General features: G+C 32.3%; 22 protein-coding genes and 5 pseudogenes. 9 read left to right on the top strand and 18 right to left on the bottom strand.

What is annotated here, in order from left to right; translation table 11 throughout:
• Window positions 1-93: 93 nt before the first annotated feature.
• The 4 genes and pseudogenes from AC0L5U_RS17505 (at window position 94) to def (ending at window position 4,328) form a co-directional block, all read left to right on the top strand.
• Window positions 94-447 carry a hypothetical protein gene (locus tag AC0L5U_RS17505; RefSeq protein ID WP_473417729.1) on the top strand — a complete coding sequence of 118 codons (354 nt, stop codon included), beginning with the start codon at window positions 94-96 and terminating at the stop codon, window positions 445-447.
• Window positions 444-2,384, top strand: a complete 1,941-nt coding sequence (locus AC0L5U_RS17500) for a peptidoglycan D,D-transpeptidase FtsI family protein (protein ID WP_473417728.1) — start codon at window positions 444-446, stop codon at window positions 2,382-2,384. The genes AC0L5U_RS17505 and AC0L5U_RS17500 overlap by 4 nt, the downstream gene beginning before the upstream one ends.
• A gap of 2 nt (window positions 2,385-2,386) precedes the next feature.
• On the top strand, window positions 2,387-3,661 hold the full coding sequence (rodA, locus tag AC0L5U_RS17495) for a rod shape-determining protein RodA (RefSeq protein WP_473417727.1): 1,275 nt from the start codon (window positions 2,387-2,389) through the stop codon (window positions 3,659-3,661).
• A 32-nt stretch (window positions 3,662-3,693) separates the two neighbouring features.
• Window positions 3,694-4,328 (top strand): annotated as a pseudogene (def, locus tag AC0L5U_RS17490) (peptide deformylase).
• On the opposite strand, the gene gldC reads toward def, so the two are convergent.
• Together gldC and gldB are read right to left on the bottom strand one after the other, a co-directional pair.
• Entirely contained in the window at window positions 4,329-4,664 is a 336-nt protein-coding gene (gldC, locus tag AC0L5U_RS17485; RefSeq protein ID WP_473417726.1) for a gliding motility protein GldC, read from the bottom strand.
• Window positions 4,664-5,623, bottom strand: a pseudogene (gene gldB, locus AC0L5U_RS17480) (gliding motility lipoprotein GldB). The gene gldC and the pseudogene gldB overlap by 1 nt, the downstream one beginning before the upstream one ends.
• Window positions 5,624-5,715: 92 nt before the next feature.
• Here gldB and nadE point away from each other — a divergent pair.
• The 3 genes from nadE to AC0L5U_RS17465 all read left to right on the top strand — a co-directional run bounded on the left by nadE (window position 5,716) and on the right by AC0L5U_RS17465 (window position 7,239).
• The gene (gene nadE, locus AC0L5U_RS17475; protein ID WP_473417725.1) at window positions 5,716-6,504 is read left to right on the top strand and encodes an NAD(+) synthase; all 789 of its coding nucleotides are present in this window, start codon (window positions 5,716-5,718) and stop codon (window positions 6,502-6,504) included.
• Between the two features lie 109 nt (window positions 6,505-6,613).
• Window positions 6,614-6,793: a helix-turn-helix domain-containing protein gene (locus AC0L5U_RS17470; protein WP_473417724.1), complete on the top strand. Its 180-nt coding sequence runs from the start codon at window positions 6,614-6,616 to the stop codon at window positions 6,791-6,793.
• Window positions 6,736-7,239 (top strand): LuxR C-terminal-related transcriptional regulator, encoded by a 504-nt coding sequence (locus AC0L5U_RS17465; protein ID WP_473418327.1) that lies wholly within the window; start codon window positions 6,736-6,738, stop codon window positions 7,237-7,239. Before AC0L5U_RS17470 ends, AC0L5U_RS17465 begins: the two co-directional genes overlap by 58 nt.
• Here the strand turns inward: AC0L5U_RS17465 and dnaG are convergent.
• Entirely contained in the window at window positions 7,234-9,192 is a 1,959-nt protein-coding gene (dnaG, locus tag AC0L5U_RS17460) for a DNA primase (protein ID WP_473417723.1), read from the bottom strand. The two genes, AC0L5U_RS17465 and dnaG, sit on opposite strands and share 6 nt — an antisense overlap.
• Before the next feature lie 398 nt (window positions 9,193-9,590).
• Window positions 9,591-9,902, bottom strand: a pseudogene (locus AC0L5U_RS17455) (IS110 family transposase); the annotation flags it as partial.
• Between the two features lie 750 nt (window positions 9,903-10,652).
• Between AC0L5U_RS17455 and AC0L5U_RS17450 the strand changes: the two are divergent.
• A complete protein-coding gene (locus AC0L5U_RS17450) occupies window positions 10,653-11,504 on the top strand; it encodes an adenylate/guanylate cyclase domain-containing protein (protein ID WP_473417722.1) in 852 nt (283 codons plus the stop codon).
• A 244-nt stretch (window positions 11,505-11,748) separates the two neighbouring features.
• Here AC0L5U_RS17450 and AC0L5U_RS17445 read toward each other — a convergent pair whose 3' ends face one another.
• From AC0L5U_RS17445 to AC0L5U_RS17430, 4 genes and pseudogenes are all read right to left on the bottom strand, one after another.
• On the bottom strand, window positions 11,749-12,831 hold the full coding sequence (locus AC0L5U_RS17445) for a hypothetical protein (RefSeq protein WP_473417721.1): 1,083 nt from the start codon (window positions 12,829-12,831) through the stop codon (window positions 11,749-11,751).
• A gap of 58 nt (window positions 12,832-12,889) precedes the next feature.
• Window positions 12,890-13,660 carry a hypothetical protein gene (locus tag AC0L5U_RS17440; protein ID WP_473417720.1) on the bottom strand — a complete coding sequence of 257 codons (771 nt, stop codon included), beginning with the start codon at window positions 13,658-13,660 and terminating at the stop codon, window positions 12,890-12,892.
• A pseudogene (locus AC0L5U_RS17435) lies at window positions 13,647-14,207 on the bottom strand (RNA polymerase sigma factor). The gene AC0L5U_RS17440 and the pseudogene AC0L5U_RS17435 overlap by 14 nt, the downstream one beginning before the upstream one ends.
• 86 nt (window positions 14,208-14,293) lie before the next feature.
• A complete protein-coding gene (locus tag AC0L5U_RS17430) occupies window positions 14,294-15,271 on the bottom strand; it encodes a polyprenyl synthetase family protein (protein WP_473417719.1) in 978 nt (325 codons plus the stop codon).
• Window positions 15,272-15,450: 179 nt separating this feature from the next.
• Between AC0L5U_RS17430 and AC0L5U_RS17425 the strand changes: the two genes are divergently transcribed.
• Window positions 15,451-16,479: a T9SS type A sorting domain-containing protein gene (locus tag AC0L5U_RS17425; RefSeq protein ID WP_473417718.1), complete on the top strand. Its 1,029-nt coding sequence runs from the start codon at window positions 15,451-15,453 to the stop codon at window positions 16,477-16,479.
• Window positions 16,480-16,539: 60 nt separating this feature from the next.
• On the opposite strand, the gene rlmN is transcribed toward AC0L5U_RS17425, so the two are convergent.
• The 10 genes and pseudogenes from rlmN to rsgA form a co-directional block, all read right to left on the bottom strand.
• Complete coding sequence (rlmN, locus tag AC0L5U_RS17420) at window positions 16,540-17,580, bottom strand: dual-specificity RNA methyltransferase RlmN (protein ID WP_473417717.1); 1,041 nt, start codon at window positions 17,578-17,580, stop codon at window positions 16,540-16,542.
• A gap of 276 nt (window positions 17,581-17,856) precedes the next feature.
• Complete coding sequence (gene queA / locus AC0L5U_RS17415) at window positions 17,857-18,906, bottom strand: tRNA preQ1(34) S-adenosylmethionine ribosyltransferase-isomerase QueA (RefSeq protein ID WP_473417716.1); 1,050 nt, start codon at window positions 18,904-18,906, stop codon at window positions 17,857-17,859.
• Between the two features lie 91 nt (window positions 18,907-18,997).
• Window positions 18,998-20,221 (bottom strand): 3-phosphoshikimate 1-carboxyvinyltransferase, encoded by a 1,224-nt coding sequence (locus AC0L5U_RS17410; RefSeq protein WP_473417715.1) that lies wholly within the window; start codon window positions 20,219-20,221, stop codon window positions 18,998-19,000.
• A gap of 121 nt (window positions 20,222-20,342) precedes the next feature.
• Complete coding sequence (locus AC0L5U_RS17405; RefSeq protein ID WP_473417714.1) at window positions 20,343-20,672, bottom strand: nucleotide pyrophosphohydrolase; 330 nt, start codon at window positions 20,670-20,672, stop codon at window positions 20,343-20,345.
• Window positions 20,672-22,609 carry a DUF3857 domain-containing protein gene (locus tag AC0L5U_RS17400; protein ID WP_473417713.1) on the bottom strand — a complete coding sequence of 646 codons (1,938 nt, stop codon included), beginning with the start codon at window positions 22,607-22,609 and terminating at the stop codon, window positions 20,672-20,674. The genes AC0L5U_RS17405 and AC0L5U_RS17400 overlap by 1 nt, the downstream gene beginning before the upstream one ends.
• 6 nt (window positions 22,610-22,615) lie before the next feature.
• Window positions 22,616-23,920, bottom strand: coding sequence for a transglutaminase domain-containing protein (locus AC0L5U_RS17395; protein WP_473417712.1), 1,305 nt, complete (start codon window positions 23,918-23,920; stop codon window positions 22,616-22,618).
• A 35-nt stretch (window positions 23,921-23,955) separates the two neighbouring features.
• The gene (locus AC0L5U_RS17390; protein ID WP_473417711.1) at window positions 23,956-24,519 is read right to left on the bottom strand and encodes a DUF3857 domain-containing protein; all 564 of its coding nucleotides are present in this window, start codon (window positions 24,517-24,519) and stop codon (window positions 23,956-23,958) included.
• Window positions 24,520-24,589: 70 nt separating this feature from the next.
• Window positions 24,590-25,116, bottom strand: a pseudogene (locus AC0L5U_RS17385) (metal-dependent hydrolase).
• Window positions 25,116-25,568: a D-aminoacyl-tRNA deacylase gene (gene dtd / locus AC0L5U_RS17380; protein ID WP_473417710.1), complete on the bottom strand. Its 453-nt coding sequence runs from the start codon at window positions 25,566-25,568 to the stop codon at window positions 25,116-25,118. The pseudogene AC0L5U_RS17385 and the gene dtd overlap by 1 nt, the downstream one beginning before the upstream one ends.
• Complete coding sequence (gene rsgA, locus AC0L5U_RS17375) at window positions 25,565-26,515, bottom strand: ribosome small subunit-dependent GTPase A (protein ID WP_473417709.1); 951 nt, start codon at window positions 26,513-26,515, stop codon at window positions 25,565-25,567. Before rsgA ends, dtd begins: the two co-directional genes overlap by 4 nt.
• Window positions 26,516-26,541: the final 26 nt, after the last annotated feature.

Genomic DNA, 26,541 nt, shown 5'->3' with positions numbered 1-26,541 from the left:
GTCCTCTTTAATCACATCAATTTTTTGGGATATATAAATCCTTATGTTTATATTTTATTCATCTTATTTTTTCCTGTAAAAAATGACCGTTTATTGTTCATTTTCCTAAGTTTTGTTTTAGGGTTATCTGTAGATATGTTTTCAGATTCAGGAGGTATACACGCAGCTGCTTCAGTATTTATAGCCTATGCGAGACCCGTGTTTTTAAAGTTTGCTTTTGGCACCATGTACGAGCACAATCATGTGAAATTTGATAATACTGATTTTGGCGCAAAATTAGTATACATCACATTATTAACATTCATACATCACATCATTTTGTTTTCTTTAGAAATTTTTAATATTTCTGAAATACTATCCATACTTCAAAAAACGTTATTTTCAGGTATATTTACTATTTTGATGGTAACGTTACTATCAATTATTTTTAGTCGGAAAACTAAATGAGACAATTTCTACTTTTCTTTTTAGTTATTTTATGTGGATTTACGTTTATAGGAAGACTCTTTTACCTTCAAATCTATAAAGGGAGTTCAGATAATTTATATGAAGACAATGCACTTCGTAAGGTCTTTGATATGCCTAAGAGAGGTTTTATTTATGACAGAAATGGTAAGCTTTTAGTATCCAATCAACCCTCTTATGATGTGATGGTAATTCCTCGAGAAGTAGAACCTTTAGACACTTTAGAATTTTGTAAGCTTCTTAAAATTGATAAAGAAGATTTTACTAAGAAGTATGAAAAGGCAAGACGTTACTCCCCACGTTTAGAGTCGGTTTTCGTATCACATTTGTCCAAAGAAGATTATGCCGTATTGCAAGAAAAAATGCGAAAATACAAAGGCTTTTATATTCAAAAACGCTCATTACGAAATTACAATACAACTATAGGCGCTAATGTTTTAGGAGATATTGGAGAAGTAAACAACAGAATTATAAATAAAGACCCATCCTACAGAATGGGAGATTTAATTGGTAATCAAGGTGTTGAAGCATCCTACGAAAAAACACTTCGAGGTAAAAAAGGGATAAAATTCATTCAAAAGGACAGGTTTAATCGAGATATTGGCCCATACAAGAATGGAAAGTTTGATACAATTCCTGAACAAGGAAAAGATATAACCATAACCATAGATGCCCAACTTCAGGCTTATGGCGAATTATTAATGCGAAATAAACGAGGAGGTATTATTGCCATTGAACCTAGTTCTGGAGAAATATTAACTATGGTTTCTGCGCCTTCATACAATCCAAATATTCTAGTTGGTAGAGCGCGCTCTAAAAACTTTACTAAATTGTATTATGATACTATTGCAAAACCACTTTTTGACCGTGGTTTAAAAGCGCAATATCCTCCAGGATCTCCTTTTAAAGTATTGAATGCTTTAATTGGCCTACAAGAAAATGTAGTATCTCCAGAAGAAAAATTTGGCTGTAGAATGGGTTATTATTTAGGCAGAAGAAAGTTAACTGGTTGTCATCATCATAAAATACCTTTGAGTATGAATGGTGGTATTGCCCAGTCCTGCAATGCCTATTTTGCAAATGTTTATAGGCGTATTATTGAAAAATACGACACCGCTCATGAAGGTATGAACGTTTGGAGCGACCACGTAAAAAGTTTTGGTTTAGGTAATTATCTAGGCTACGACTTAAAAATTGGTAACAAAGGACGTGTTCCTGATGGTGATTTTTACGATAAATGGTACGGTAAAAATAGATGGGCAGCAACTTACAATATCTCAAACGCTATTGGCCAAGGCGAAGTAGAAGCAACTCCTATTCAATTAGCAAATATGGTAGCTGCTATTGGAAACCGTGGTTATTATTATACACCTCATATTATTAAAGCTATTAAAGACGATACTATAGATTCAAAATATACTACACGCAAGTATACTACTATTGATAAAGCACATTTTGAACCTGCTGTTCAAGGTATGTTTGATGTTTTTAATAAAGGTACTGCTGCATCACTTAGAGTGAAAGGTATTGATATTTGTGGTAAAACTGGAACTGCCGAAAACTTCATGAAAATTGATAGTACAAAAACACAATTAACAGACCATTCTATATTTGTGGCATTTGCACCAAAAGATAACCCGAAAATTGCATTAGCTATATTTGTTGAAAACGGGTATTGGGGAAGTAGGTTTGCTGGTAAAATGGCAAGTTTATTAATTGAAAAATACATAAACGGCACTATTACCAGAACAGATTTAGAAGATTGGATTTTAAGGCACAGTTTAGAAAACGAATATGCAAAGCCCTATTCTGGCGAACCGTTTAGAATTAATGGCGAAACTCAATTACAGGTTATTGAAGAACAGGAATATTACCGTCTTAAAAAGCGATTAAAACAAATTAACGCGTCAACAAATTAAGAGTGAGAGAAACAAACAGATATTTTAAATTTGATTGGGTAACCATTATCCTGTTTTTATTATTGACTGGTTTTGGATGGCTCAATATTTTATCTGCATCTCATACAGGCACCACAATTGATTATTTTGATTTCTCACAACCTTTTGGAAAACAGCTAGCTTTTATTTTCTTAACCTTTATTTTAATTGTGTTGCTTTTAGCGATAGATACTAAGTTTTACGAACGGTTCTCTAGTGTTATTTATATAGTTTCCATGTTGTCATTGGTGGGTTTATTTCTCTTTGGAAAAAATGTGAATGGTGCTACATCTTGGTATGCCATAGGTAGTTTTACCATTCAACCTAGTGAGTTTACCAAAACTGCGACCGCACTAGCCGTAGCAAAATATGTTAGTGACCTAAATACCGATATTAATAACCTAGGAGATCAACTACGCACTTTTGCTATAATATCTATTCCAGCGATACTTGTAATACTCCAAAATGATACTGGAAGCACTTTAGTTTATGGAGGTTTCTTTTTTGTTTTATATAGAGAAGGACTACCTAAAATCTACCTTTACATTGGACTCTCACTAATCATTATTGCAATTTTAGCATTGAAATTTGGAGCACTTTTAATTGCTTCCATTGTTGCCATTATTTGCTTTATAATATATTTCTTTAATAAAAAGAAATTGCCATTGCTTCAAACTATTTTTATAGTTGGTATAACTACGGCTCTATCTTTTGGAGTTAAATATTTTTATAGCAACATCTTACCTGAACATCAAAAAAACAGGATTACTATTTGGCTAAGTTTAGAAAAAGACCCTGTTAAACTTAAAAGAATGAAACAAACTATTGCCTATAATCTCAACGAATCTGAAAAAGCCATAAGCTCAGGAGGATTTACAGGAAAAGGGTTTTTAGAAGGCACAAGAACTACAGGTAAATTTGTACCAGAACAACATACTGATTATATTTTTAGTACCGTTGGTGAAGAATGGGGCTTCTTAGGCAGTACATTTGTTGTTATTTTATTTGTTCTGCTTATTATTCGAGTACTCCATTTAGCTGAATTACAAAAATCACAATTTAGCCGGGTGTATGGTTATGGTGTTGCATCAATTATATTTATACATTTTTTAATTAATATAGGTATGGTTATGGGGCTAATTCCAACCATTGGTATTCCTTTGCCCATGTTTAGTTATGGTGGCTCAGGACTTTGGGCGTTTACCATTTTACTATTTATTTTTATTAAATTAGATTCTAATAGAATCAACGAATGGTAGGTTGATAATCGACATTTTTTTATCTCACTCTTATGAAGAAAACAATACTCTTTATAGTAACAGTTTCACTCTTAATCTTAGGTTGTTCGAGTTCAAAAAATTCAAATAACACTTCTTTTTCTTCGAAAGAACAACAGTTAATTATGAATGCTGATAATATCACGCCTATGCGCGTTTATAAAATTACAGATACAAAAGATTCGCTTTTACTAAGAATGAAAAGCGCATATGTAAAACCTAATCCTGATGATGTTGTATTGCAAAATTTTGTGAAACGATTATATGCAACCGTTAGAGACAGCATGTCTTTAGGTATTGGTATTGCTGCCCCACAAGTAGGTGTTTTAAAAAAATCATTTGGGTACAACGTTTTGATAAAGAAAACTTTCCGTTTGAAGTGTATTTAAACCCTGAGATTACTAACTATTCTGAAAAAAAGCAAACTGTAAAAGAAGGCTGTTTGTCTATCCCTGATAGAAGCGACACGTTGAATAGTCGTTCGTATACCATCGCAATTGAATATGACACTTTGGAAGGCGTGCACAAATCAGAAGCTGTAGACGGTTTTACTTCGGTTGTTTTTCAACATGAAATAGACCATTTAAATGGTATTTTGTATTTGGATCATTTGAAAAAGGAAATCCGAGATTCTAAAACACAAAACTAACTACTTCTTCAACTCCAATTTTTCAGCAAAATAATCACAAAAATCTTTCATGGTAGCAGTCATTTTTTCATCTTGGGTAGCGCGATTAAACGTATTCGCCATAGCCACTAAGGTTTGATGAAAAAATATTTTCATATCATCAACAGGCATATCTTTGGTCCATAAATCTATGCGTAACATTTCCTTAGCTTTATCATCCCAGACAGATAACATCATCGCTTTAGCCTCAGCATTTGAGATACCTCCATCTTCGGCTGTCCAATGTAACTTTTCAGGAACTCTGTTTTCATCCAATTCAACATTCAACTCAATTTTAGATATTATTTTATTTGCCATTATTTTCGTGGTTTAAACTTAGAATTATTAAAAATCTCCTGAGGTTTTATTCGCAACATATCTTTGAAAGACACTTCATTATTTTTCATATATGCTTTTACAATTTGCCAACCTATATATTGCCCAATTCTTCCTGGAGAATCAGTATCAATTTCTTCTAAATAAAATTTACTAAATGGTGCAGGATTTACAAATCTTGCTGGTAATTTAGCATCTTTATTATACAGTAATTCACGCTCAACAAAATACCGCCAAATGTAATTTTCATTGGCGAGCACCCACTCAATCTCTTTATCAGTATACCCTATACGTTCTGCATCAGTTTTATGCGGCAACATCACATCTTTAAAATACAATGCTTTACCATAAAATATCATTTCATCTAACAAGGTTTTTCGTTGTGGTTGATATATGTAACGTTCAGCATATTTAGTAGCCATATCCACTACAATGTGCTCCTTTTTAAAGTTTCTTCTAATAAATTTTTGAATTCCTTGGTAAAAAAAATGCCCCTCTCCTAAATAATTATCAAGAGCTAAAAGCGCAATTGTATCGGTTATTATAACATTATTTCTATAATCTACCATCGAGGTTGTAGTGATCACTCTTGGGATATTAAATTCAGGATAATAATACTTTAAATGATTGAAAAGTGATTCAATTTCAGTTTCTATATCATTTGTATTAGGAAAACTTTTTCAACTTCTCTAACCAATTCTTGATGTATAGTGTCCTGTATTTTTTCAATCCAAAATGAATCTTGATATTTCTTGTGAAACATAAACGGGTAAGCTTGCTTCATTTTTGGCAAATCGTTTACAGTAGCCTTACCAAAAAACAAATCAAACCGTTCTATTGATACATCACTATTAATGGCATCAATAGTTTTCTCTAGTTCACTTTCATTTTTACAAGAAATAGCGAAAACAATAAGAAAAAAACAACAACAAATTTTTCATAGAAAACTTAAACGTCATAAATTTTTATAAATTGAGTGTATGGTTTATTTTTGTTTGCAAAGGTACTATTCTAAGATTAAAATTCGCTTTATATGAAAACAGAAAAAGTTGTAGATTATATTGTAAACTGGTTAAAAGATTATGCCACAAATGCAGGTGTAAATGGTTTTGTTGTTGGGGTTTCTGGTGGTATAGATTCTGCTGTTACTTCAACATTATGTGCTAAAACGGGTTTAAATGTATTATGTGTTGAAATGCCAATACACCAAGCTGAAAGCCATGTATCTCGTGCACACGAACACATTGCACAACTAAAACAACGTTTTGACAATGTAGATGAAACTCGTGCAGATTTAACACCTGTTTTTGAAGAATTTAAGACTGAAATTTTTATGGATGGTGAACAAGCTGTTATTGACATGGCTTTGGCAAATACTAGAGCGCGCCTTAGAATGACAACACTTTATTACTATGCCGGACTGTACGGCCTTTTAGTTGCAGGAACAGGTAACAAAGTGGAAGATTTTGGTGTAGGCTTCTACACAAAATATGGAGATGGTGGTGTAGATTTAAGCCCTATTGCAGATTTAATGAAGTCTGAAGTTTACGCCATAGGCGAATATTTACAAGTTCCTGATTCTATTATGAAAGCAGCACCAAGTGATGGCTTATTTGGAGATGCAAGAAGTGATGAAGACCAAATTGGAGCTACTTACCCAGAACTAGAATGGGCCATGAAAATGGCAGATGAAGGTAAAACTGTTGATGATTTTTTGGGACGTAAAAAAGAAGTATTTAAAATTTACAAACGTTACAATAACAACAATAAACATAAGATGATACCCATACCTATTTGCGAGATTCCTAACAATTTGTTGTAAGTATTGCGTTATCAATAAAATTTTAGTATTTTTACCAATTAGAGTATTCTATTAAAACTATGGCTCTCTCAAAAATTAACAACACCATAGATATTAAAACCCTAAGAATATGATTAAATTATTAATAGCAGACCCTCACCCCATTATTAGAAAAGGATTAGAACACTTATTTTCTGCATCCTCAGATGTAAAAATTGTTGGAAGTGTTGACAATGGCGAAGCCATTCTAGAATTCCTAAAAAAGAAAAAGTTGATGTACTTCTTTCTGAAATTGATTTACCTAAACTGAATGGGCTTACCGTTTTAAGACATTTAAAATCAGACTATCCTGATGTAAAAGCACTAATGTTTAGTGCTCAACCAGAAAATGTTTATGGTTTTAATTCTATAAAAGCTGGTGCAGCTGGTTACATTTCTAAACTTGAAAATGTAATTACAGTAAACGAAGCAGTAAATAAAGTACATGACGGTGGTATCCATTTAAGTAATGCGTTAACTCAAGAATTAGCTTTTGGCAATAGAGTTAACAAAAATGGTACATTCTTTAAAAAGCTTTCTACTAGAGAAACTGAAGTTTTAAAACTTTTGGCTATCGGAAAGAAAAATAAAGAAGTTTCTAAGGAATTAGATATCAACGAAAAAACTGTGAGTACTTACAAAGCACGTTTGATGAAAAAACTTAAAGTTGACAATATGGTTGACTTGGTAAATCAAGCTAAGTTTTTAGACCTATAGTACTCGATTGAGTTTTCTAGACAGTAGCATTTTTAAGCTAGAATAATCTTTAACTTCTTCTAATACAGATTTGTTAATTTCAGATTTGTGTTCTAACGTTTTTTGTTTGAACTCTATCACTTTTTGTTCAATTAAAAAACATCGAAGACTTAAAATAGTTTCGCTTACTAATTGTGCTATACTTTGAGTTTTCTCTTTCGGAAAAATATTCATTCGATGCCAATCATCTAATACATAGCGCTCATCTTCCATTAAGATGGTAGTTATTTCATTAGCTGTATTGGCTTCGACTGTATTTATAAAATTTTTCAACTCAAACTCAGGAGTTTGGTTTAACTTATCTATAATTGTATAATACAAGTCTTTAAATTGCGAATTAGAAAATTCCATTTCATCATCTTGTAAATCCAAATATATTTTCTCAAACACTTTGGCTTGATGTATCACGGGTTCTAATAGTAACTCTCCACTATCACTTTCTTTCAAAACAAGGTCTTCAAAATCTTCTACTTTATTGCCATAGAGTAATAAAATCTCAATTATTTTGCGTTCCAAAACATATTGAACATCTACCTTTTTAACAGGTTGCTCATGCTTTATAATCTCAAAGGTTTTTTGTTGGTTTTTAGACTTTTTTTGTTCTTCTTGAGTTTCTTTTTTATTGATTTGTGCTAAAGTGCTAAACAATACTTGCTCGCTAATATCCATGATTCGCGCACATTCTTGAATATAGATTTCCTTTTTTATAGTATCAGGAATTTTAGAAATGCTATTTACAATATCTCTAATGGTCTCCGCTTTTTTTATAGGATCGTTTTTAGAATCTTCATATAAAACAGATGCTTTAAATTGAATAAAATCTTTTGAGTTTTCTTCAAGATAATGTATTAACTCTTCAAGAGTATTTTGTTTTGCAAAACTATCAGGATCTTCGCCTTCAGGAAACGTACAAATTTTCACGTTCATCCCCTGTTCTAAAATTAAATCTATACCGCGTAAAGAAGCTCTCATTCCTGCTGCATCACCATCAAACAATACAGTTAAGTTTTTTGTAAGCCTATTTACCAAACGTATTTGCTCTGAGGTTAATGCAGTACCTGAAGAAGATACCACATTTTTAATTCCCGTTTGATGAAACTGAATAACATCAGTATACCCTTCAACTAAAAAACAATTATCCTCTTTTGCAATACTCTGTTTTGCGTTATAGATACCGTAAAGTACTTTACTTTTATGGTAAATATCACTCTCTGGAGAATTTAAATATTTTGCTGCTTTCTTATCGGTGATTAAAATACGTCCGCCAAAACCTAATACGCGACCACTCATGCTTTTTATTGGAAACATGACGCGCCCCTTAAAACGATCAAAACGTTTATCTTCTTTAACAATGGTAAGTCCGGTTTTACTTAAAAAATCTAATTGATAGCCTTGTTTTAAAGCTTCATCTGTAAAGGCTTGCCATTCGTTTAAGGAATAACCTAAGTCGAACTTCTTAATAGTTTCATCAGTAAAACCACGTTCCTTGAAATAACTTAACCCAATGGATTTTCCTTGATCGGTTTTGTGTAATATTTTCTGAAAATAAGTATTTGCAAATTCGCTTACCAAATACAAGCTTTCGCGTTCGTTGGCAGCTTCTTTTTGCTCGTTACTCTGTTCTGTTTCTTCTAACTCAATATTGTATTTTTTTGCTAAATATCGAATTGCCTCTGGATAGGTAAAATGCTCATGTTCCATCAAAAAAGATACAGCTGTCCCTCCTTTTCCTGTGGAGAAATCTTTCCAGATTCGCTTTACTGGCGATACCATAAAACTTGGAGAACGCTCATCACTAAAAGGGCTTAAACCTTTAAAGTTACTTCCTGCTTTTTTAAGTTGTACAAAATCACCAATAACCTCCTCAACTCGGGCGGTATCAAATACTTGATCTATGGATGATTGCGATATCAAAACAGTTTATTTTTGCGGAATGTAAAAGTAAGACAAAATAATGCATTTCTCAATATTTAAAATGCATGTAGTTTATAAAAAGGATAAACGATGATTGTTATAAATTTATCTAAAATGTATATTTTTAAGAAAACTACTAATTAAATAAACAACTTACCTTTAATTACTTTAGAACGCAAATATCACAGAGAAGAGCATCAAATCACTATTAATTTTAAATATAACACGCAATTAATAACCCTTTTAAGGAATATCCCAAAAGCTACTTGGAGCAAACAATTAAAAACGTGGTATATCAAAAATACACCTGAAAATTTAAAATTAATTTTTAAGGTATTTAAAAATGAAGAAATTATAAATGCAGAAGCAATTTTTTACACAGGTTTGCCTATGACACAATACTCACAAATGGATTTGGCATCACTTTTATCCGTCTTTACTTTTGCCAATTTCATCTGGATAAAACGTTTAACTGATAAAGGATTAACTACCGATACTAAAACACCTTTTTTGTGTAGAAACTGAGCCAACCTATAATGATAACAGCCCGTAGCTTCCATAACCACTAATGAGGATTTAGGTAAGCTTTTTAACAACTGTTTAAACCCTGATTCACCATTTTTTAATTGATAATAACCGCACTCGTTGTTGTAGATATCGAACACATTTTTACTAATGTCAATACCATAAATTTTTCTATCTTTAGTCATAAGAACTGAATTTTGGAAAGAACAACGCTACTCACATACTGGCTACTTAAAATCGAGATCTTGGTCTCACAGAACTGAACGAAGTTTAAGTAGTAAAAGGAGAGGGTTATCAATGTTGTCGAAGTCAAAGCTTCACCCTGTATACTAACCTTATTTCTCTCTTTTGTTCTTCCTGATTATTGCTTAAATTTAATAAATGACAAACTTAAGACGTATATAATTTTTTGCTGGTTCTAGCCTACTTACTAAAAACCTAGCGGATTTTCTGTTCGGTTTTTATTTGTTAAATTATATACTTAGCCACGCAACAAACCTTATACGAACACGTAGCTACAATAGAAAAGAAGTTATTAATACATAGAAATTGAGAGGAGCTTATGTCAACTTATGATAAAAACAGGTTTAGATTTATTCAAAGAATGGTTGATGTAGGAATTAATTATGACTCTTCCATTACTGAAATCAGATATTTGCGTGTAACGAATATTGCATCCGTTTTAGGAGCAATTTATAATGCAATTTGGATGCTAATTGCATTTTTTTACAGACTCACTAGTGATTTACGGGAGCAATGCTTTGTTGGGATTGATGTTTCTAATTGTGATAATATACAACAGGAAAGGGTGGCGAATCCTTGCTTCCACATGGCTTATTCTGGCATCTTATATGTCCGTTCTCTTGTTTCTTTATTTGTTGGGATATTCCTCAGGCGTTGCAGTAGTTTGTTTCCTAATTATTATCCTGCCATACATGACTTTTCCCAAAAAGGCAAGGAATATCGCCCATGGTTTTAGTATTCTGGCTTGCCTGACTCTGATTATTACTGTAATGTTTCAATCAAACATAACTGCTCATTTTGACGGATTAGACCCCTACATATCACAAATAGTTAATATCAGTATTACTGGATTCATTTGCCTCATACTCATATCGAGTTTATCTGTTCTAATTGATAAATCAGAGGAATCTTTAATGGCTGAACGAAAAAAATCAGATGATCTTCTGCATAATATTCTACCAGCAAACATAATAAGAGACTTAAAAGAAAGCGGTAAGACAATTCCTAAAAGACATAAGAATGTTACTGTCCTATTTACAGACTTTGAAGGCTTTACAGAACTTGTATCATCCATATCAGCAATCACTTTGGTCAATGAACTCAATGATATTTTTGGACGATTCGATGAAATCATGGAAGAAACGGAAGTTGAAAAGATTGAAACAATTGGTGATGCATATATGGCCGCATGTGGTCTTGAAGATGAAATTATAAATAATGCTGCTAATTGTATCACAGCCGCAAAAAAGATGCTATCCTACCTTGAGGAAAGGAATAAGAACCACGAATTAAAATGGAGAATGAGGGTTGGCATACATTCAGGAACTGTAGTTGCTGGTGTGGTAGGCAAAAAGAAATTTGCTTATGACCTTTTTGGAGATACAATAAATACGGCTAGCAGGATAGAGTCCTCTGGTGAGGCTGGTAAAATCAATATTTCTTCACCGACCTATGAGCTCATTAAAAATGACTTTACTTGTCTTTCTCGTGGAAAGATTTTTGTAAAAGGAAAAGGGGAATTGGAAATGTATTTTGTAAAATAAATAGTAGCTAACAAGTGTATAATGCATACCCTTCGGGATAAACACCATACACATAACGTTAGCATTGAATCGCAAATGAAGAAAAAAACATCTTCTGATTTAACAAAAGTCTTTCAGATTGCTCGATTTATTAAGTTAATTACCATATCGATAATTTTCTTACTTGCTCTACTGCTACCCGACTTTAAAACCAAAGTGATATTTACAGGTTGTTGGGTTCTTATTTTATTAGTTAAAATTCAGACTAATCCATATCGAACCGTACACCAATGGAAATATTGTTTTGGTCTACTAGTTGATCTTTAAAAATAGGTGATAAATCATATTTAACATACAAAGCGGTATCTCCAAATGCTAAATAAGTACTTAAACCGTATACTAAACTACTGGTATTGAAACCACGTTTTTGCTTGTCTTTTGTGCGTTCTCCATCTAAATCGTACTTTAATTTTTGACGTGTACCAATATTAAAACCAGCATAACCTCCTACTCCTATTTTAAAATGTTTTTTAGTGGAATATCTAAAATACGTATCCTTTTCTATTTTCTTTGATGGTCCGAATTCTAAATGCATAGGGAATACTAAATTGGTAATAGATAGCTTGGACTTTCTTAAGTTTTCTGGGAACTCTTCTAGCATGGTTTGATTGCCATTTTTTACAAAATACTGATTATCGTCTGGTTTTAAGCCATTGATGTGAAGTGAAACTCCATGTTTAAATCGAACGAAATTTGAGTTTTTAAATACACGTGTTTTCCAAGCCCAACCCATTTCAAAAAAGCGAGAACCACCAATTTTATATGGAGAATCGTCTAAACTTTTCCCATCTATAATTGCATTATTGAAACCAAATGCCAGAACAAAGTCACTTGTGGTACGCCTGTCGTATTTTCTGTTTTTAGGCTTATCATCTTCTTGTTTTCCAAAATAAATAAAACTTGAATCGCCTCCTTCACTTCCTCCTATTCTAAATACCATTTCATTTTCTTCAGAATTGTAATCTCCATCATTTCGCTCAAATAGGGCTATCTTATTATTTATTATTGCTGTGCGGTTTTCAATATTTAAAGCCCGTTTTTTAGCCATATCCATTTTAAGTGCTTTGGCTTCTTCTTCAGAGATTTCTCCATTGTTTAGCTTTAAATCTATAGCTTCTACCTCAGCTTTTAGCTTCGTTTTTTCTTCCTGTTCAATTTTAGAAATTTTGGCCTTTAATGTTTCAATTTTAATTTGATTTGCTTGTTCTGGAGTGCTATCCTGCGCATTGATGAAGTACGCATTTAAGCTTAAAACTAATAGCACTAAGTACTTTGTAATTGTTTGCATAATTGTTCGTTTTTTGTTTGATGATTTGATTGAAAATATGATTATAATTGATTGATTTTTAATCATTACGTTGCGCAATTGCTGTTTTAACTGTGCCATAACTATCTTTTAAGGCCTTAAACACTTTGTCTCTGAAAGATGCATCTAACTCAAATTCTACTTCTTGTAATAAGAGCGCTGCATCTACTAAAACTTTGTCCTCGCCTTTCATTCTATGTAATAAAATATCTCTTTGTGCTTGTTTTAAAAGGGAATCTATAGTGGCATCTGACACTCCTGATTGCTCATTATCCATAGTATTAATGATGCTTGCAACCTCATGAACTTTTTCTGTTTCAAATATTAATTCGTCTCCCTTTTTATCATTTAAAATAGCAACGTCACTTTTTAATTTTGGAAGTGTTTGTTCTTTTGCTATTTGAATTTGTATTTCTTTAGAAAGGGTTTTGGAATTATTGCTATTTGAAGCCGTATTCTTTTCTTCTATATTTTTAATAGATTTCACATCTTCTAAAGCAATTGTTGCTTCGTTTTTTTGAACTCCTTTCTCATTGAGAATTAATTTTTCTTCAGGGGTTTTAACTGTTTCAGGCGCATCTACAATAACTGGTGTATCAATATTATCTTTATTATTTATAAATTGAGATACTATAAATAAAGCTCCAATAACACTTGCGGCAATACCTAACCACCATGCTCTTTTATTACTTTTAGTATCATCTACGCTATCTAAACGTTCTGATAATTTATCCCAAGCGTCATTTGATGGTGCTATGATCCGCTTATCTAGCTTTTCTTTAAAATTGTCTTCAAATTTAATTGGTGCCATAGCTTGTTTTGTTTATTTTTTTATTTCTTCTTGAAGCATTTTTCGTGCTTTAAATAGTTGCGACTTTGATGTGCCTTCACTAATTTTTAAAAGTTCTGCAATTTCATTGTGTTTATAACCTTCAATAGCATACATAATAAAAACCATTTTGTAGCCTTCTGGTAAATTGTCTATGAGTTTCTGAATATCATTAACCTCTAAATCTGTTTGAATGTTATTTGCATAATCATTCGGAATAACACCATCTTCAGAAAGAAATTCAATACTTTTTTTGTCTTAAATATGAAATTGATTCTCGAATCATAATACGTCTTATCCACCCTTCAAAACTACCTTCGTTTTTATAAGTTTTTAAATTTTGAAATACTTTAAAAAATCCATTTAACATAGCTTCTTCAGCTTGCTGAACGTCTTTTATATAATATCGGCAAACACTTAACATTTTAGGCGCGTGGATTTCAAACAATACATGTTGTGATTCACGATTATTTTTAATCGCCTTTTTTATCAATGTACTTTCGTTTTTATGAAGTTGTATAACTTTCAAAAGTTGTTTCATTTAGCCTTCTATTTATAAAGACGCAATTATTGTGCAAATGGTTGCCTGAGAATTTTATTTTATTGGAAAGTATTTTACTTTTTCCTATCAATCACATAATTCACCATAAGTTCAAGTGAATTTTTGTACTCTGAATTTGGATACGTTTGAAGTAATTGAAGTGCTTCTTCTTGGAAAGACTTCATTTTAGATATGGCATAATCTAAACCGCCATTATCTTTTACAAAAGCAATTACTTGTTTAACGCGTTTAGCATTTTTGTTATGATTTTTGATAGAGTTGATAAGCCATTTTCTATCTTTTTTAGTAGCGTTATTCAACACGTAAATTAAAGGTAACGTCATCTTTTGCTCTTTAATGTCGATACCTGTAGGCTTGCCTATTTTTGTTTCACCATAATCGAACAAATCATCTTTTATTTGAAATGCCATCCCTATGAGTTCACCAAACTTTCGCATGGTATCCACATGCTGAGATTCTGGCTTTACAGATGCAGCTCCCAAACTGCAACAAGCTGCTATTAGAGTTGCTGTTTTTTGACGGATAATTTCATAGTAAATCTCTTCTGTAATATCAAGTTTTCTTGCTTTTTCAATTTGAAGTAATTCACCTTCGCTCATTTCGCGAACTGCTATTGAAATGATTTTTAATAAGTCGAAATCGTTATTATCTATAGACAACAATAAGCCTTTGGACAATAAGTAGTCGCCAATTAAAACGGCAATTTTATTTTTCCAAAGGGCGTTTACTGAAAAGAAACCTCTTCTTCTGTTACTATCATCCACCACATCATCATGCACAAGAGTTGCTGTATGAATCAATTCTATAACAGATGCACCTCGATAGGTACGCTCGCTAACTTCGCCTTCCGATACCATTTTTGCAACCAAAAACACGAACATTGGTCGCATTTGTTTACCCTTTCTGTTTACAATGTAATGGGTAATTCTATTCAATAAAGCTACTTTGCTAGACATTGAAAGCTGAAACTTTTGCTCAAAAAGTTCCATTTCATAAGCTATTGGATGCTTTATTTGTTCTACTATTTTCAATTATTGCTATAGAGTTTTCGCAAATCTACTAATAAAGTTATATCTATACTATAATCTTGAAATAAAACAAGGATTGAATCTTTAAACATTATAACAGAAAAAAATGTTATTAATCGATGAACTAACTTTTAATCATCATTAAATTACTATTTTAAACTACTAATTTTAATTCTTTTACTATGAAAAAAATTACTTTATTATTATTTTCCCTAACTTTCCTTAGTATTTTTATTGATGCTAATGCCCAACTATTGCAAGCTGAAAATTTTGACGGTTTAACCGTTGGAGACGTTGGAACTGATATTGGTGGAGCAACACCAGGACAAGGAGGATTATTAACGTTTACTGATGCTGGAGCAAATACTGATTTTCAAATTGTAGATTCTACTATATCTTTGGCAAATGTACTAGTTATAACTGGTCCAAGTGCTGCTACAGGCAATAAATTTGTCTGGTTAAATGGGCTTGCCGGAAGTTGGGGTACAAGAACATCAGGTAATGACATTATTGAAATTGAATATAATTTTTTTACCGGTCCAGCTACAACAAGCGAAGTGACAACTGGAATACGATTATATGATGCTTCATTTAACACCATAGCCGGATTTAGATTTGTCCCATCTACTAAAGCAATTACTGGTCTTGCTTATTTTGACCCAGGTGGAGGCGGTGCTGTTGGAACTTATTTTTTTAACCTTGGTGATGCCGTAACTCCTGAAATTATTTTAACAGAAAACACATGGTACAGAGTAGGGTTTGCTTTTAATAAAACTACAGGACAGGTAATTTGGAGAGGCCCTGGTTTTTATGTAGGTGTTTCAGGCGCGTTAGCAGGAACAGATCCTGCTGAAGTTGATTTTACTGTACTAACAAGTGCAACAAATGCTGCATCAACTATTGCTGCATTTGACGATTTTACTGTTAGAGCAGTTGCTGTAGAAGCTTTATCGACTGAAAGCAATGAAGAACTTTCAAAATCTATATCTGTATATCCTAATCCCGTTGCAAATATTCTTAACTTATCAATTCCTAGTAATATTGAACCAACCAAGATTGAAGTTACGGACATGAATGGGAGAGTGGTAAAAGCTATTTCAGGTAAAAATTTCAATAAAAAAATAGATGTTTCAGAATTAAGTGCTGGCTTGTATATTCTAAATATTCATTCTATTGAAGGAAAAGCATCTAAAAGATTTGTAAAAAATTAAGCTATTTTAAATTAGATATATAGTAAACAAAAAGCTGCAATCTGCAGCTTTTTTTAGTTATTAACTTTTATTTGCCAATTGTCCACAAGCTGCATCAATATCTTTACCTCTACTTCGACGAATAGTTACAGTTATATTATTGTCTTCTAGAACTTTTTGATACATATTTATAGCTTCAGATTTTGCTTGCTGAAACTCTCCATCATCAATAGGATTGTATTCTATTAAATTGACTTTACTTGGTGCAAATTTGCAAAATTGTACTAAGGCATCTACATCTTTTCTTTTATCGTTTATACCACTCCAAACTACATACTCGTAAGTAATTGTATTTTTGGTTTTAGCGTACCAATGCTGTAAGGCTTCCCTTAAATCTGCTAATGGAAACGTTTCGTTAAAAGGCATTATGGAAGTCCGCACTTCATCAATTGCTGAGTGTAATGAAACGGCTAGCTTAAATTTAACAGCATCATCTGCCATTTTTTTAATCATTTTTGGCACTCCAGATGTGGAGACTACAATCCGTTTTGGAGACATGCCTAAACCTTCGGGCGAAGTTATTTTTTCAATGGCTTTTAATACGTTATTGTAGTTCATTAATGGCTCTCCCATACCCATGAATACAATATTACTTAAGGGACGATTATGATACAATTTACTTTCGTTATCTATGGCAACTACTTGATCGTAAATTTCGTCTGGGTTAAGGTTTCGCATACGTTTTAAACGCGCTGTTGCACAAAAGCGACAATCTAAACTACATCCTACTTGACTAGAAACACATGCTGTGGTTCGGGTTGCAGTTGGTATTAAAACAGATTCTACTATTAGCCCATCATGTAATCGTACTGCATTTTTTATAGTACCATCGTTACTGCGTTGCATAGTATCTACATGAATGTGGTTGATCACAAAATTATCTTCGAGCATTTGTCGGGTTTGCTTTGAGATGTTTGTCATTGCCTCAAAAGTATGTGCTCCTTTTTGCCAAAGCCACTCGTAAACTTGATTGCCACGAAAAGCTTTATCGCCTTCGCTTTCAAAGAAATCTCTTAATTGTTCTTTTGTTAATGCTCGTATGTCTTTTTTTGAAGTATTCATTTGCGATTGCAAAAATAGTGAATCGATTTACGAATTAGGCTTTTTGAAATACGAATTATGAATAAATGGACGCAACTCGCATTAGGGATTGCAGCGGTATCCTTTTTGCGAAGCTTTAATATGTTAATATTATTGCTAGAAGCGAAGTGTTAGTTAATGAACGAGACCCTGAAACAAGTTCGGGACTGCTTTGCAGAAAGATATAGCGAAAAGCCCGACCCCTTGTGGGTAATGCCCAAAAAATAAAAAAGCCCCGTAAAAACGAGGCTTGAATTTTTATATAATTAACATGGCGTCGCCATAGCTATAGAACTTGTATTTTTCTTTTATAGCTTCTTGATAGGCTTCCATTATAAAATCGTGACCTGCAAAGGCCGAGGCCATCATAAGCAACGTTGATTTTGGTGTATGAAAATTGGTAATCATGCAATTAGCGATACTAAAATCGTAGGGAGGGAATATAAATTTGTTGGTCCAACCATCTCTTTCGTTAAGTAAACCGCTAGAAGATACAGCACTTTCAATGGTACGCATAGCAGTTGTACCTACTGCACAAACGCGCTTTTTTCTTTTAATACCTTCGTTGATTATTTTAACAGCTTCTGCCTCGATGACTACTTCTTCGCTATCCATTTTGTGCTTAGATAAATCTTCTACCTCTACCGGATTGAATGTCCCTAAACCAACATGTAATGTAACCTCAGCGAAGTTTATGCCTTTGATTTCTAAACGTTTTAATAAATGTTTGGAAAAATGCAAACCTGCTGTTGGTGCTGCTACTGCGCCTTCATTTTTAGCGAAAATAGTTTGGTATCTTTCTTCATCTGAGGCCTCTACTTCTCTTTTAATGTATTTTGGAAGTGGAGTTTCTCCTAATTCATTCAATTTTATTCTGAATTCTTGGTAAGAACCATCGTATAAAAAACGTAATGTACGCCCTCTTGATGTTGTGTTATCTATAACCTCTGCAACTAAAGTTTCATCTTCGCCAAAATAAAGTTTATTGCCTATTCTGATTTTTCTTGCTGGGTCTACCAACACATCCCATAGGCGTTGTTCTTCATTTAATTCTCTTAATAAAAACACCTCTATTCTTGCACCTGTTTTTTCTTTATTACCGTACAATCTTGCAGGAAATACTTTGGTGTTATTAAGTATCATAACATCATCTTCCTCAAAATAATTGATAAGATCTTTGAACTGCTTATGTTCTATGGTTTTTTCTTTTCTGTTTAAAACCATTAAGCGAGATTCATCTCTATTTTCTGAAGGGTATTCTGCTAATAATTCTTCTGGTAACTCAAAACCAAAGTGCGATAATTTCATAGATTAATATATTTAATTAAGCGTTGTTATTTTTTACAAGGTTGCAAATATACAATCTCGAGATAGGGGTTGTCAAGTAAAAGCGTGATTATTATTCACTTATTTCAAATCCAATGGATTTTAAATCTTCCCAAAACGTTGGATAACTTTTTGAAACTACTCCTGCCTCTTCTATGATTAAAGATTGTTTTAATGCAATTGGGGCAAATGCCATTGCCATTCTATGATCGTGATAAGTTGCAATTGGCACCATTGGTTTTATACCTTTTGATGCTTTTAAGTGTAATGATTTATCTGTGATGTCTACCTTGCCACCTAATTTTTCAATTTCGGTTTTTAGAGCTACAAGTCTGTCAGTTTCTTTGATTTTAAGTGTGTGAAGTCCTGTTAAATCACATGGAATCCCTAAAGTAAAGCATGTTACGGCTATGGTTTGCGCAATATCGGGAGCGTTTTTTAAATCTAACGTTAATGTCTTTAACTCTGATTTTTCTTTTTTAAGAGTGATACTATTGTCGCCGAATGCTGAAACAACTCCAAAGTGTTTGTATATATCAACTAAACAAGAATCACCTTGTAGTGAGTTTTCTTTATAAGATGACAATGTAATTTCTGTACCAACATCGCTAATAGCAGCGATACTGAAATAGTAGGAAGCCGATGACCAATCTGACTCCACAGTAAGTGTTTTAGGTTTTAAATTTTCTTTTAAAGGATATACCGTAATCACATTGTTTTCAAATGCTGTTTTAATGCCTATTTCGTTCAATAAACTCAAGGTCATGTTAATGTATGGTATTGAGGTTATTTCTCCTTCTAAAGTTAATTCTATACCATTTTCTAATTTTGAAGCAATCAACAACAGTGCAGAGATATACTGACTACTTACGTTTGCGTTAAGGGACACTTTATTTTTAGTAAGCTTTTTACCTTTTAGTTTTATTGGTGGAAATCCGTTGTTTTCAACATAACTTATTTCTGCTCCTAATTCTCGTAGAGCATCTACCAAGATTTTTATTGGGCGCTCCTTCATACGTTTAGAACCCGTAAGAATAGTTTCTCTGCCTTCTTGCACCGAAAAATAAGCCGTTAAAAAGCGCATTGCTGTACCAGCATGATGAATATCTACAAGCTCTTCATTTGAAGCTAGAGCTTTTTTCATCAATTTACTATCATCTGAATTTGACACGTTTTTTAAATCAAATTCAGGAAATAATGCTTGCAATAGCAACAACCTATTCGACTCACTTTTAGAGCCTGTTATTTCAATTGCTGATTGTCTTTTTATTGATGATTTATGTAGTGTGATATTCATTTTAATCTATTAAAAAACGCTTCTAAAATTAGAAGCGTCAAATATAATTATAAATTATTTCATCTGATATCATTTATTGTATTCAATAGATAAGATGTAATCTAGATGACTGTAATAATTTTTAAGGTTTCAATTTTTGATTATTATGGTGCCTATCGTGGTCTCGTTTGCCTTTTTTATACATACGCTTATCAAAAGCGTCTTGAAGGTTTACTCCTGTTTGGTTTGCAAGACACAATACAACAAATAAAACATCGGCTAATTCTTCTCCAAGATCTTTGCCTTTATCACTTTCTTTTTCACTTTGCTCACCGTAACGGCGGGCTATAATTCTGGCTACTTCACCAACTTCTTCGGTAAGTTGTGCCATATTGGTAAGCTCGTTAAAATAGCGCACACCGTGTTCTTTAATCCAGTTATCTACTTCTTTTTGAGCGTTTTCTATGTTCATTATATTTTGGTTAATACTATTTGTTCGTTTTCTTTAATAAGCATCTGATTAAAAAACTCTTTTATGAATAAATAATTATCAGCGCTTACAACTGCTTTATTTATTTTAAAATTAACCATTAGTTGCAACTTATCACCCATCAAAGTAGGATAATATTTAAACTCTCCTAGATTATTTGGGATTTTTAGAATAATAGGAGCAAGTTTAGACTCTACAGTATAACCCTCTGGAATGTTAATTTTTACTATATATCTATTCAAAAAAGGGTATCCAAAATCTATAGGAAATAATCTTTTTTCTAATTTAAACGGATTCTCTTTTATTTTAAGAAACAGGAAAGGTTGAAGATATATTTTATCATCAATTAAATCTACACCATCCTCTAGATAATAATTAAAAGATTCGACAACATTGCCTTTATAGGTATCTGTGTTTTCTATTTTATAATCTGAAATTTCAATATTGTCGTACTTTTCTTCTCTTGAAGTAATAAACTCATCTAGATCTTTATTCTTGAAATTCTTTCTAAATTCAAATGCTTTATGCTTTGAATATTTAGAATTAAAATTTCCTTTTACTGAGCCATCCTCGCTTAAATCTGCATTTAACATACAGCTACTTACTGCCAAATCTGGCTCGCTTAAATCAATTTTATCCCAAACAGATTTTGGGTTATTTATCAAAATACCTTTCCAATTATAATCTTTAATAGGTAATACATTTATGTCACTAAACTCATCTGTAGCATCTAGAAAATATTTTTCTTCATTTATTACAGCATACGCTACTACATAATTTAACCTATCTACGGTTGGAAAATAAGGAATAACATGATCCTTAGTACTTAAAACAACTGGATTTGCATCTATACCAGCATACCTTAACATAGCTACCAATGTTAAATTAATATCACCAGTATTTCCTTTCTTCTCTTTCAAAGATTTTCGAATACCATTAAAAAACGATTTACCATCAATACCATTCCAAGTAATATTATCCTTAACATACTTGAAGATGCGTTCCATTTTTTCCGTTTTGCTAGATGCATCAGCCAACAAATCATCCAAAATATCATCAAAAGAACCTGTTTTATCTAGTTTATTTTTATAGTCATCAGAGCTCCCAATTGTTTTAGCAACCTCGGCCCAAGATTGTGCATAATCTCGATAAACTTGACCTGGGATTTCAATTGAAACTAACTCGAACATAGCTCCTGCTCTATAGTTATTAATATTATCCACATAGCTTTCTTCTTTTAGCGCTGGTACATTGTCTAAGTGATATGTATTCACAATCATTGTTTCGTAATCAGCACTATGCTCCGAAGTTCGTTTAGGATAAAAATCAACATAGCCTTTTGAAGTACTATTAAACCTAAACCCCTTTGGTGTTTTAAGCTTAGCTTCTAATCGTTTAATTGGAATATCTCTTTGAAATACAAATTCATCTATATTCCAAATGAATGGCGAGGTTATTCTATACCTGAATTCAATAACCGATCCTTCTTTCACATTCGGCATTGTAAATTTTACTTGCTTATGATTATAACTTATTTTATCATTAAAGATTTGATTCCTATCAAGATCGGTTTTAACAATTTTATCGTTTTCTAGATTATAAGTGTATGCCTTTATCTTACTAACAGACTCCCCACTACCTCTGGGATCAAAAAGACTAATATATTCTGTAGCACTTTCAAAACCCTCTTTATCATAAATCTTAATTCTTTTATGGATTTGTGTTGTCAGTTCAGGTCCAGCAGCATTGGATGAAAAATAAGTATTTCTATATTGATATATTACCGCAGCATGGGCTGAACTATCTATAGGGCAAGTTTTCTCTAATAATTCTTCTTTTGATATTTTTCCAAAATCATAATTTTGAGCGGTTAGAGATACACTAATGAGTAATAAAATAACTAAGTAGGAATGTTTCATATGAATTTAAATTTTTATCAATGCTATTTTATGGTTGTCTTGTTTAGCTACAGCTTTATAAAAACCTCTAAAGGCCTCATAGTCTTCTCTCGGAAACTCTCCATCATTCATTTGAAGCGTTCTCTTATAAACTAAAACTCCATTCTCTTTCTCAACAACTTCTGCTTTATATATTCCGAATTGATTTTCAATATTGGTTATTATTGGGAGAGATTCAACTTTATAGCCTTCAGGTAGTTTTATCTCAACCTCGTCTATATCTCTAAAACCTCTGTTTATTTTAACGGGTAATATTCTATTTCTGTAACGATTTGGCACATAAGTGTTTCTGTTTAAGATATTAACATTTAACAACATTCTGTTTCCAACTACTTTTGAATAATTATCCGCATTAAAATCGATAGTCTCGTTGAATTTTATGGACTCTTTATCATTATCAATTTGAATGTTCTCGATTGAAAAGTTGTTGATGTACTTCCAGCGTTTTTTATAATGAAGATCTAAATCTCTAGCCGTTTCAGATTCCAACCAATATTTATTATCATATTGAATTCCTTCTGAAACCACTTTGGCTTTAGCTATAATAGAACCATTTGGAGTTAATTGACATATTCCTTTTATGGTTTGTATACTTTCATCAATCTCGTATTTTTTAGTATGCTTTATTTTGCCGCCTTCTGGAGTAATTACTAGAACATCTCTATCGTCAGTAAAATCGCCAATAAAGCCAAATGGCAATTTCTGACTTGTACATTCTAACCATAAATCTCCTTTTTCTGAAGGCACAGATAAAATTACATGATTTCCTTGCATGGACACAAAATCTTTATCTATGTTTCTTTGATTTTTTCCGGCGTATAAAACTGTGTAGTTAGATTCTATATTTGCAGCTTTAAGCAAAGACATTGTATAGTTTGTTAGCGCCTTACAATCTCCATAACCCAATTCATCTACCTGTGAAGCATTGAATGGCTTCCACCCACCAATACCTACTTGCACACTTATATAGCGAGTTTTATTTTGAACATACTGGTATATTTTTTTTGCCTTTTCTATATTATTTGGTTCATCTTTTACTAGATCTTGAATTAAACTTATAGTTTCAGGAGATAAATCATAGGCTTCTTTTACCAAATCATCATAAATCCATTTTCCAAAATCACTCCAACTTTCAGCTTCAGCTTCTTCTCCTGTTAATGCAAATTGTTTTGACGCAAACAAAACTTTTGGCATGATATCATGAAATGAAGGACTATGATCTTCTGGCTTTAAAGCCTTTAAATTAGAGGTTTTATAAAATATCTTATTCAAAGACTCTTCCTTTTCAATATTTAAATCGCCAAAGTTTACTTCCTTTTTCTAATGGTAATTCCATCTACACTATTTAACGTATAACTACTATTTTCAACACTAACATAATAGCCTTCTAAAGGATTAAATGGTTGAATAAATGCGGTATTATCGGTTTCAACTTCACTTTTAAAAACAATGGTATAAGGATAATCAACAGGAGTATATCCTAAATATTTTACTCTAGAATCTGAATAAAGAGTTCCTCCATCTACAGCACTTACATCAACAAAATCATTTTTTCTAATTTTCTTGATTTGATTGCCATTTGCATCAAAAACTATCGCACTTAAACCCTTAATTTTTATATTATTATCATAATGAGCATAAGCATCAACATGTTTATTCCCCTCTTTGTTTAATACTGTAATAACTCTACTAACTTCAATAGTCATTTTTTTTGCGGATTCTAATGATATAGTAACAGCATTAGAACGTATAACTGCATTAGCACTTGAAGTAAGATTTTCAGGAATCGTTAAAATTGAATAATCATCTTGAGAAAAACCTATAAATGGCAGAAAAAACAGTACTATAATTGATAGGTTTTTTAAAATCATTAAGAAACATAATTATTTATTCCCACAAAATTATGGATAGAAAACCTACAATTTCATGAGAAATATCATGTTATTTAAGCTTCGATTGAAACAAATTAAATAAAAATCGTACAAATAACATAATAAAACACGGTAAAAAAACATATTTAATTTCACTCAAAACAACCTGAAATCCCCAAGCAGTAAAAAAGTTTTTGATACTTAAGGGTGATACTTTAATAACTCGCCAAGGGAAAAAATATCGAGAATTTTCAAACGGAATAAAAAACCCAACACCCTCACCTCCAGTTGTTATCGCATCTAAAAACCCGTGAGATATTGTTGATAAAAAAACGACTAAAAACCAAACTAACTTATGCTTTCTACCAACAGTAAACATCAATAAAAACTCCATAAAAAGGCAAAAAGTATTGAATGAGAAAATCCACGATGCCCAAAAGCAGACTCATAAGGAACTCCCATTTTAAAACCTATAACATCTAAATCTGGAAGAATTGTTGAAACAATGGCAGCAATTAGTAACCATTTTAGATTGCGATTGTCAATTACTTTAGAAAGTGTAAAACCAACAATACTATGGCCAAATATGGATGCCATTATACTTTGTTTTTTGAATCTATGATAATAGTTACTGGCCCGTCATTAATTAATTCAACTTGCATATTTGCACCAAACTTTCCAGTTTGTATCGGTTTATTTGAAATGACTTCAAGTGTTTTAACAAATGATTCATAAAGCGGAATTGCTACATCTGGTTTTGCTGCTTTAATATAACTTGGTCTGTTACCCTTTTTTGTAGCAGCATGCAAAGTAAACTGACTTACAACAATAATTTTACCATCAGCATCAATAACAGAGTTATTCATTACGCCTTTTTCATCACTAAAAACCCTAAGGTTTGCTATTTTATTGCACAACCAATCGATATCTTCTTGGTTATCTTCATTTACAATACCAAGTAAAACTAAAAGTCCGTTTTCTATTGAAGCTACTTTTTGTTCTTCAATGGTTACACTTGCTTTTGAAACTCTTTGGATGACTACTCTCATTCTTCATCCCAATTATCAGTTCTATAATGCTCATCTTCGCCTTCTAAAATTTGCACATAACTTCTATAACGCGAAAATGCAATCTCATCATCATCTAGAGCATCTTTTACGGCACATTTTGGTTCTTTTAAATGCAAACAATTATTGAATTTACAATATTGTTTTAGTGCAAAAATCTCAGGGAAATAGTCGCCTACTTCTTCTTTATCCATATCAACAACACCAAAACCTTTTATCCCCGGAGTGTCTATTATTTTTCCTCCAAAACTAGTGTCGAACATTTCGGCAAATGTGGTGGTGTGCTGACCTTGACTATGTAAATTAGATATCTCTTTAGTTTTTAAATCTAATGAGGGCTCTATGGCATTCACTAAAGTAGATTTACCCACTCCAGAATGGCCTGCAAACATGCTAATTTTATCTCGCATTAGTCCTTTTACTTTATCTACATTCTTTTCTGTTTTGGCAGAAATACCTATACATTCATAACCTATTTTCCGATACACATGCGCTAAGTATTTCACTTCATTTAGCGTTTCTTCATCATAGGTGTCAATTTTATTAAAAAGTAAAATAGTTTTAATAGAATACGCTTCGGCAGTTACCAAAAACCGGTCGATAAAACTGGTTAAAGTTGGTGGGTTATTAATCGTAATCATTAAAAACACCTGATCGATATTTGCAGAAATAATATGAGTTTGCTTGGACAGATTTACTGATTTCCTTACAATGTAATTCTTCCTATCATGTATTTTATGGATAACACCTGTTTCTTCGTCATTATGAGTTTCTAAATCAAAATCTACAACATCGCCCACCGCAATAGGATTGGTGCTTTTAATACCTTTTAAGCGAAATTTGCCCTTAATTCTGCATTGATACGTTTCTCCCAATTGAGTTTTAACGGTATACCAGCTTCCTGTAGATTTATAAACGTGTCCTGTCATTCATTAAATTAGTGTAAAACAAAATA

It is taken from the genome of Jejuia sp. G7-7 (genome assembly GCF_055808955.1).
Note: the sequence above shows the minus strand (reverse complement) of the source record. Positions and strands in the feature narration are given on the sequence as shown.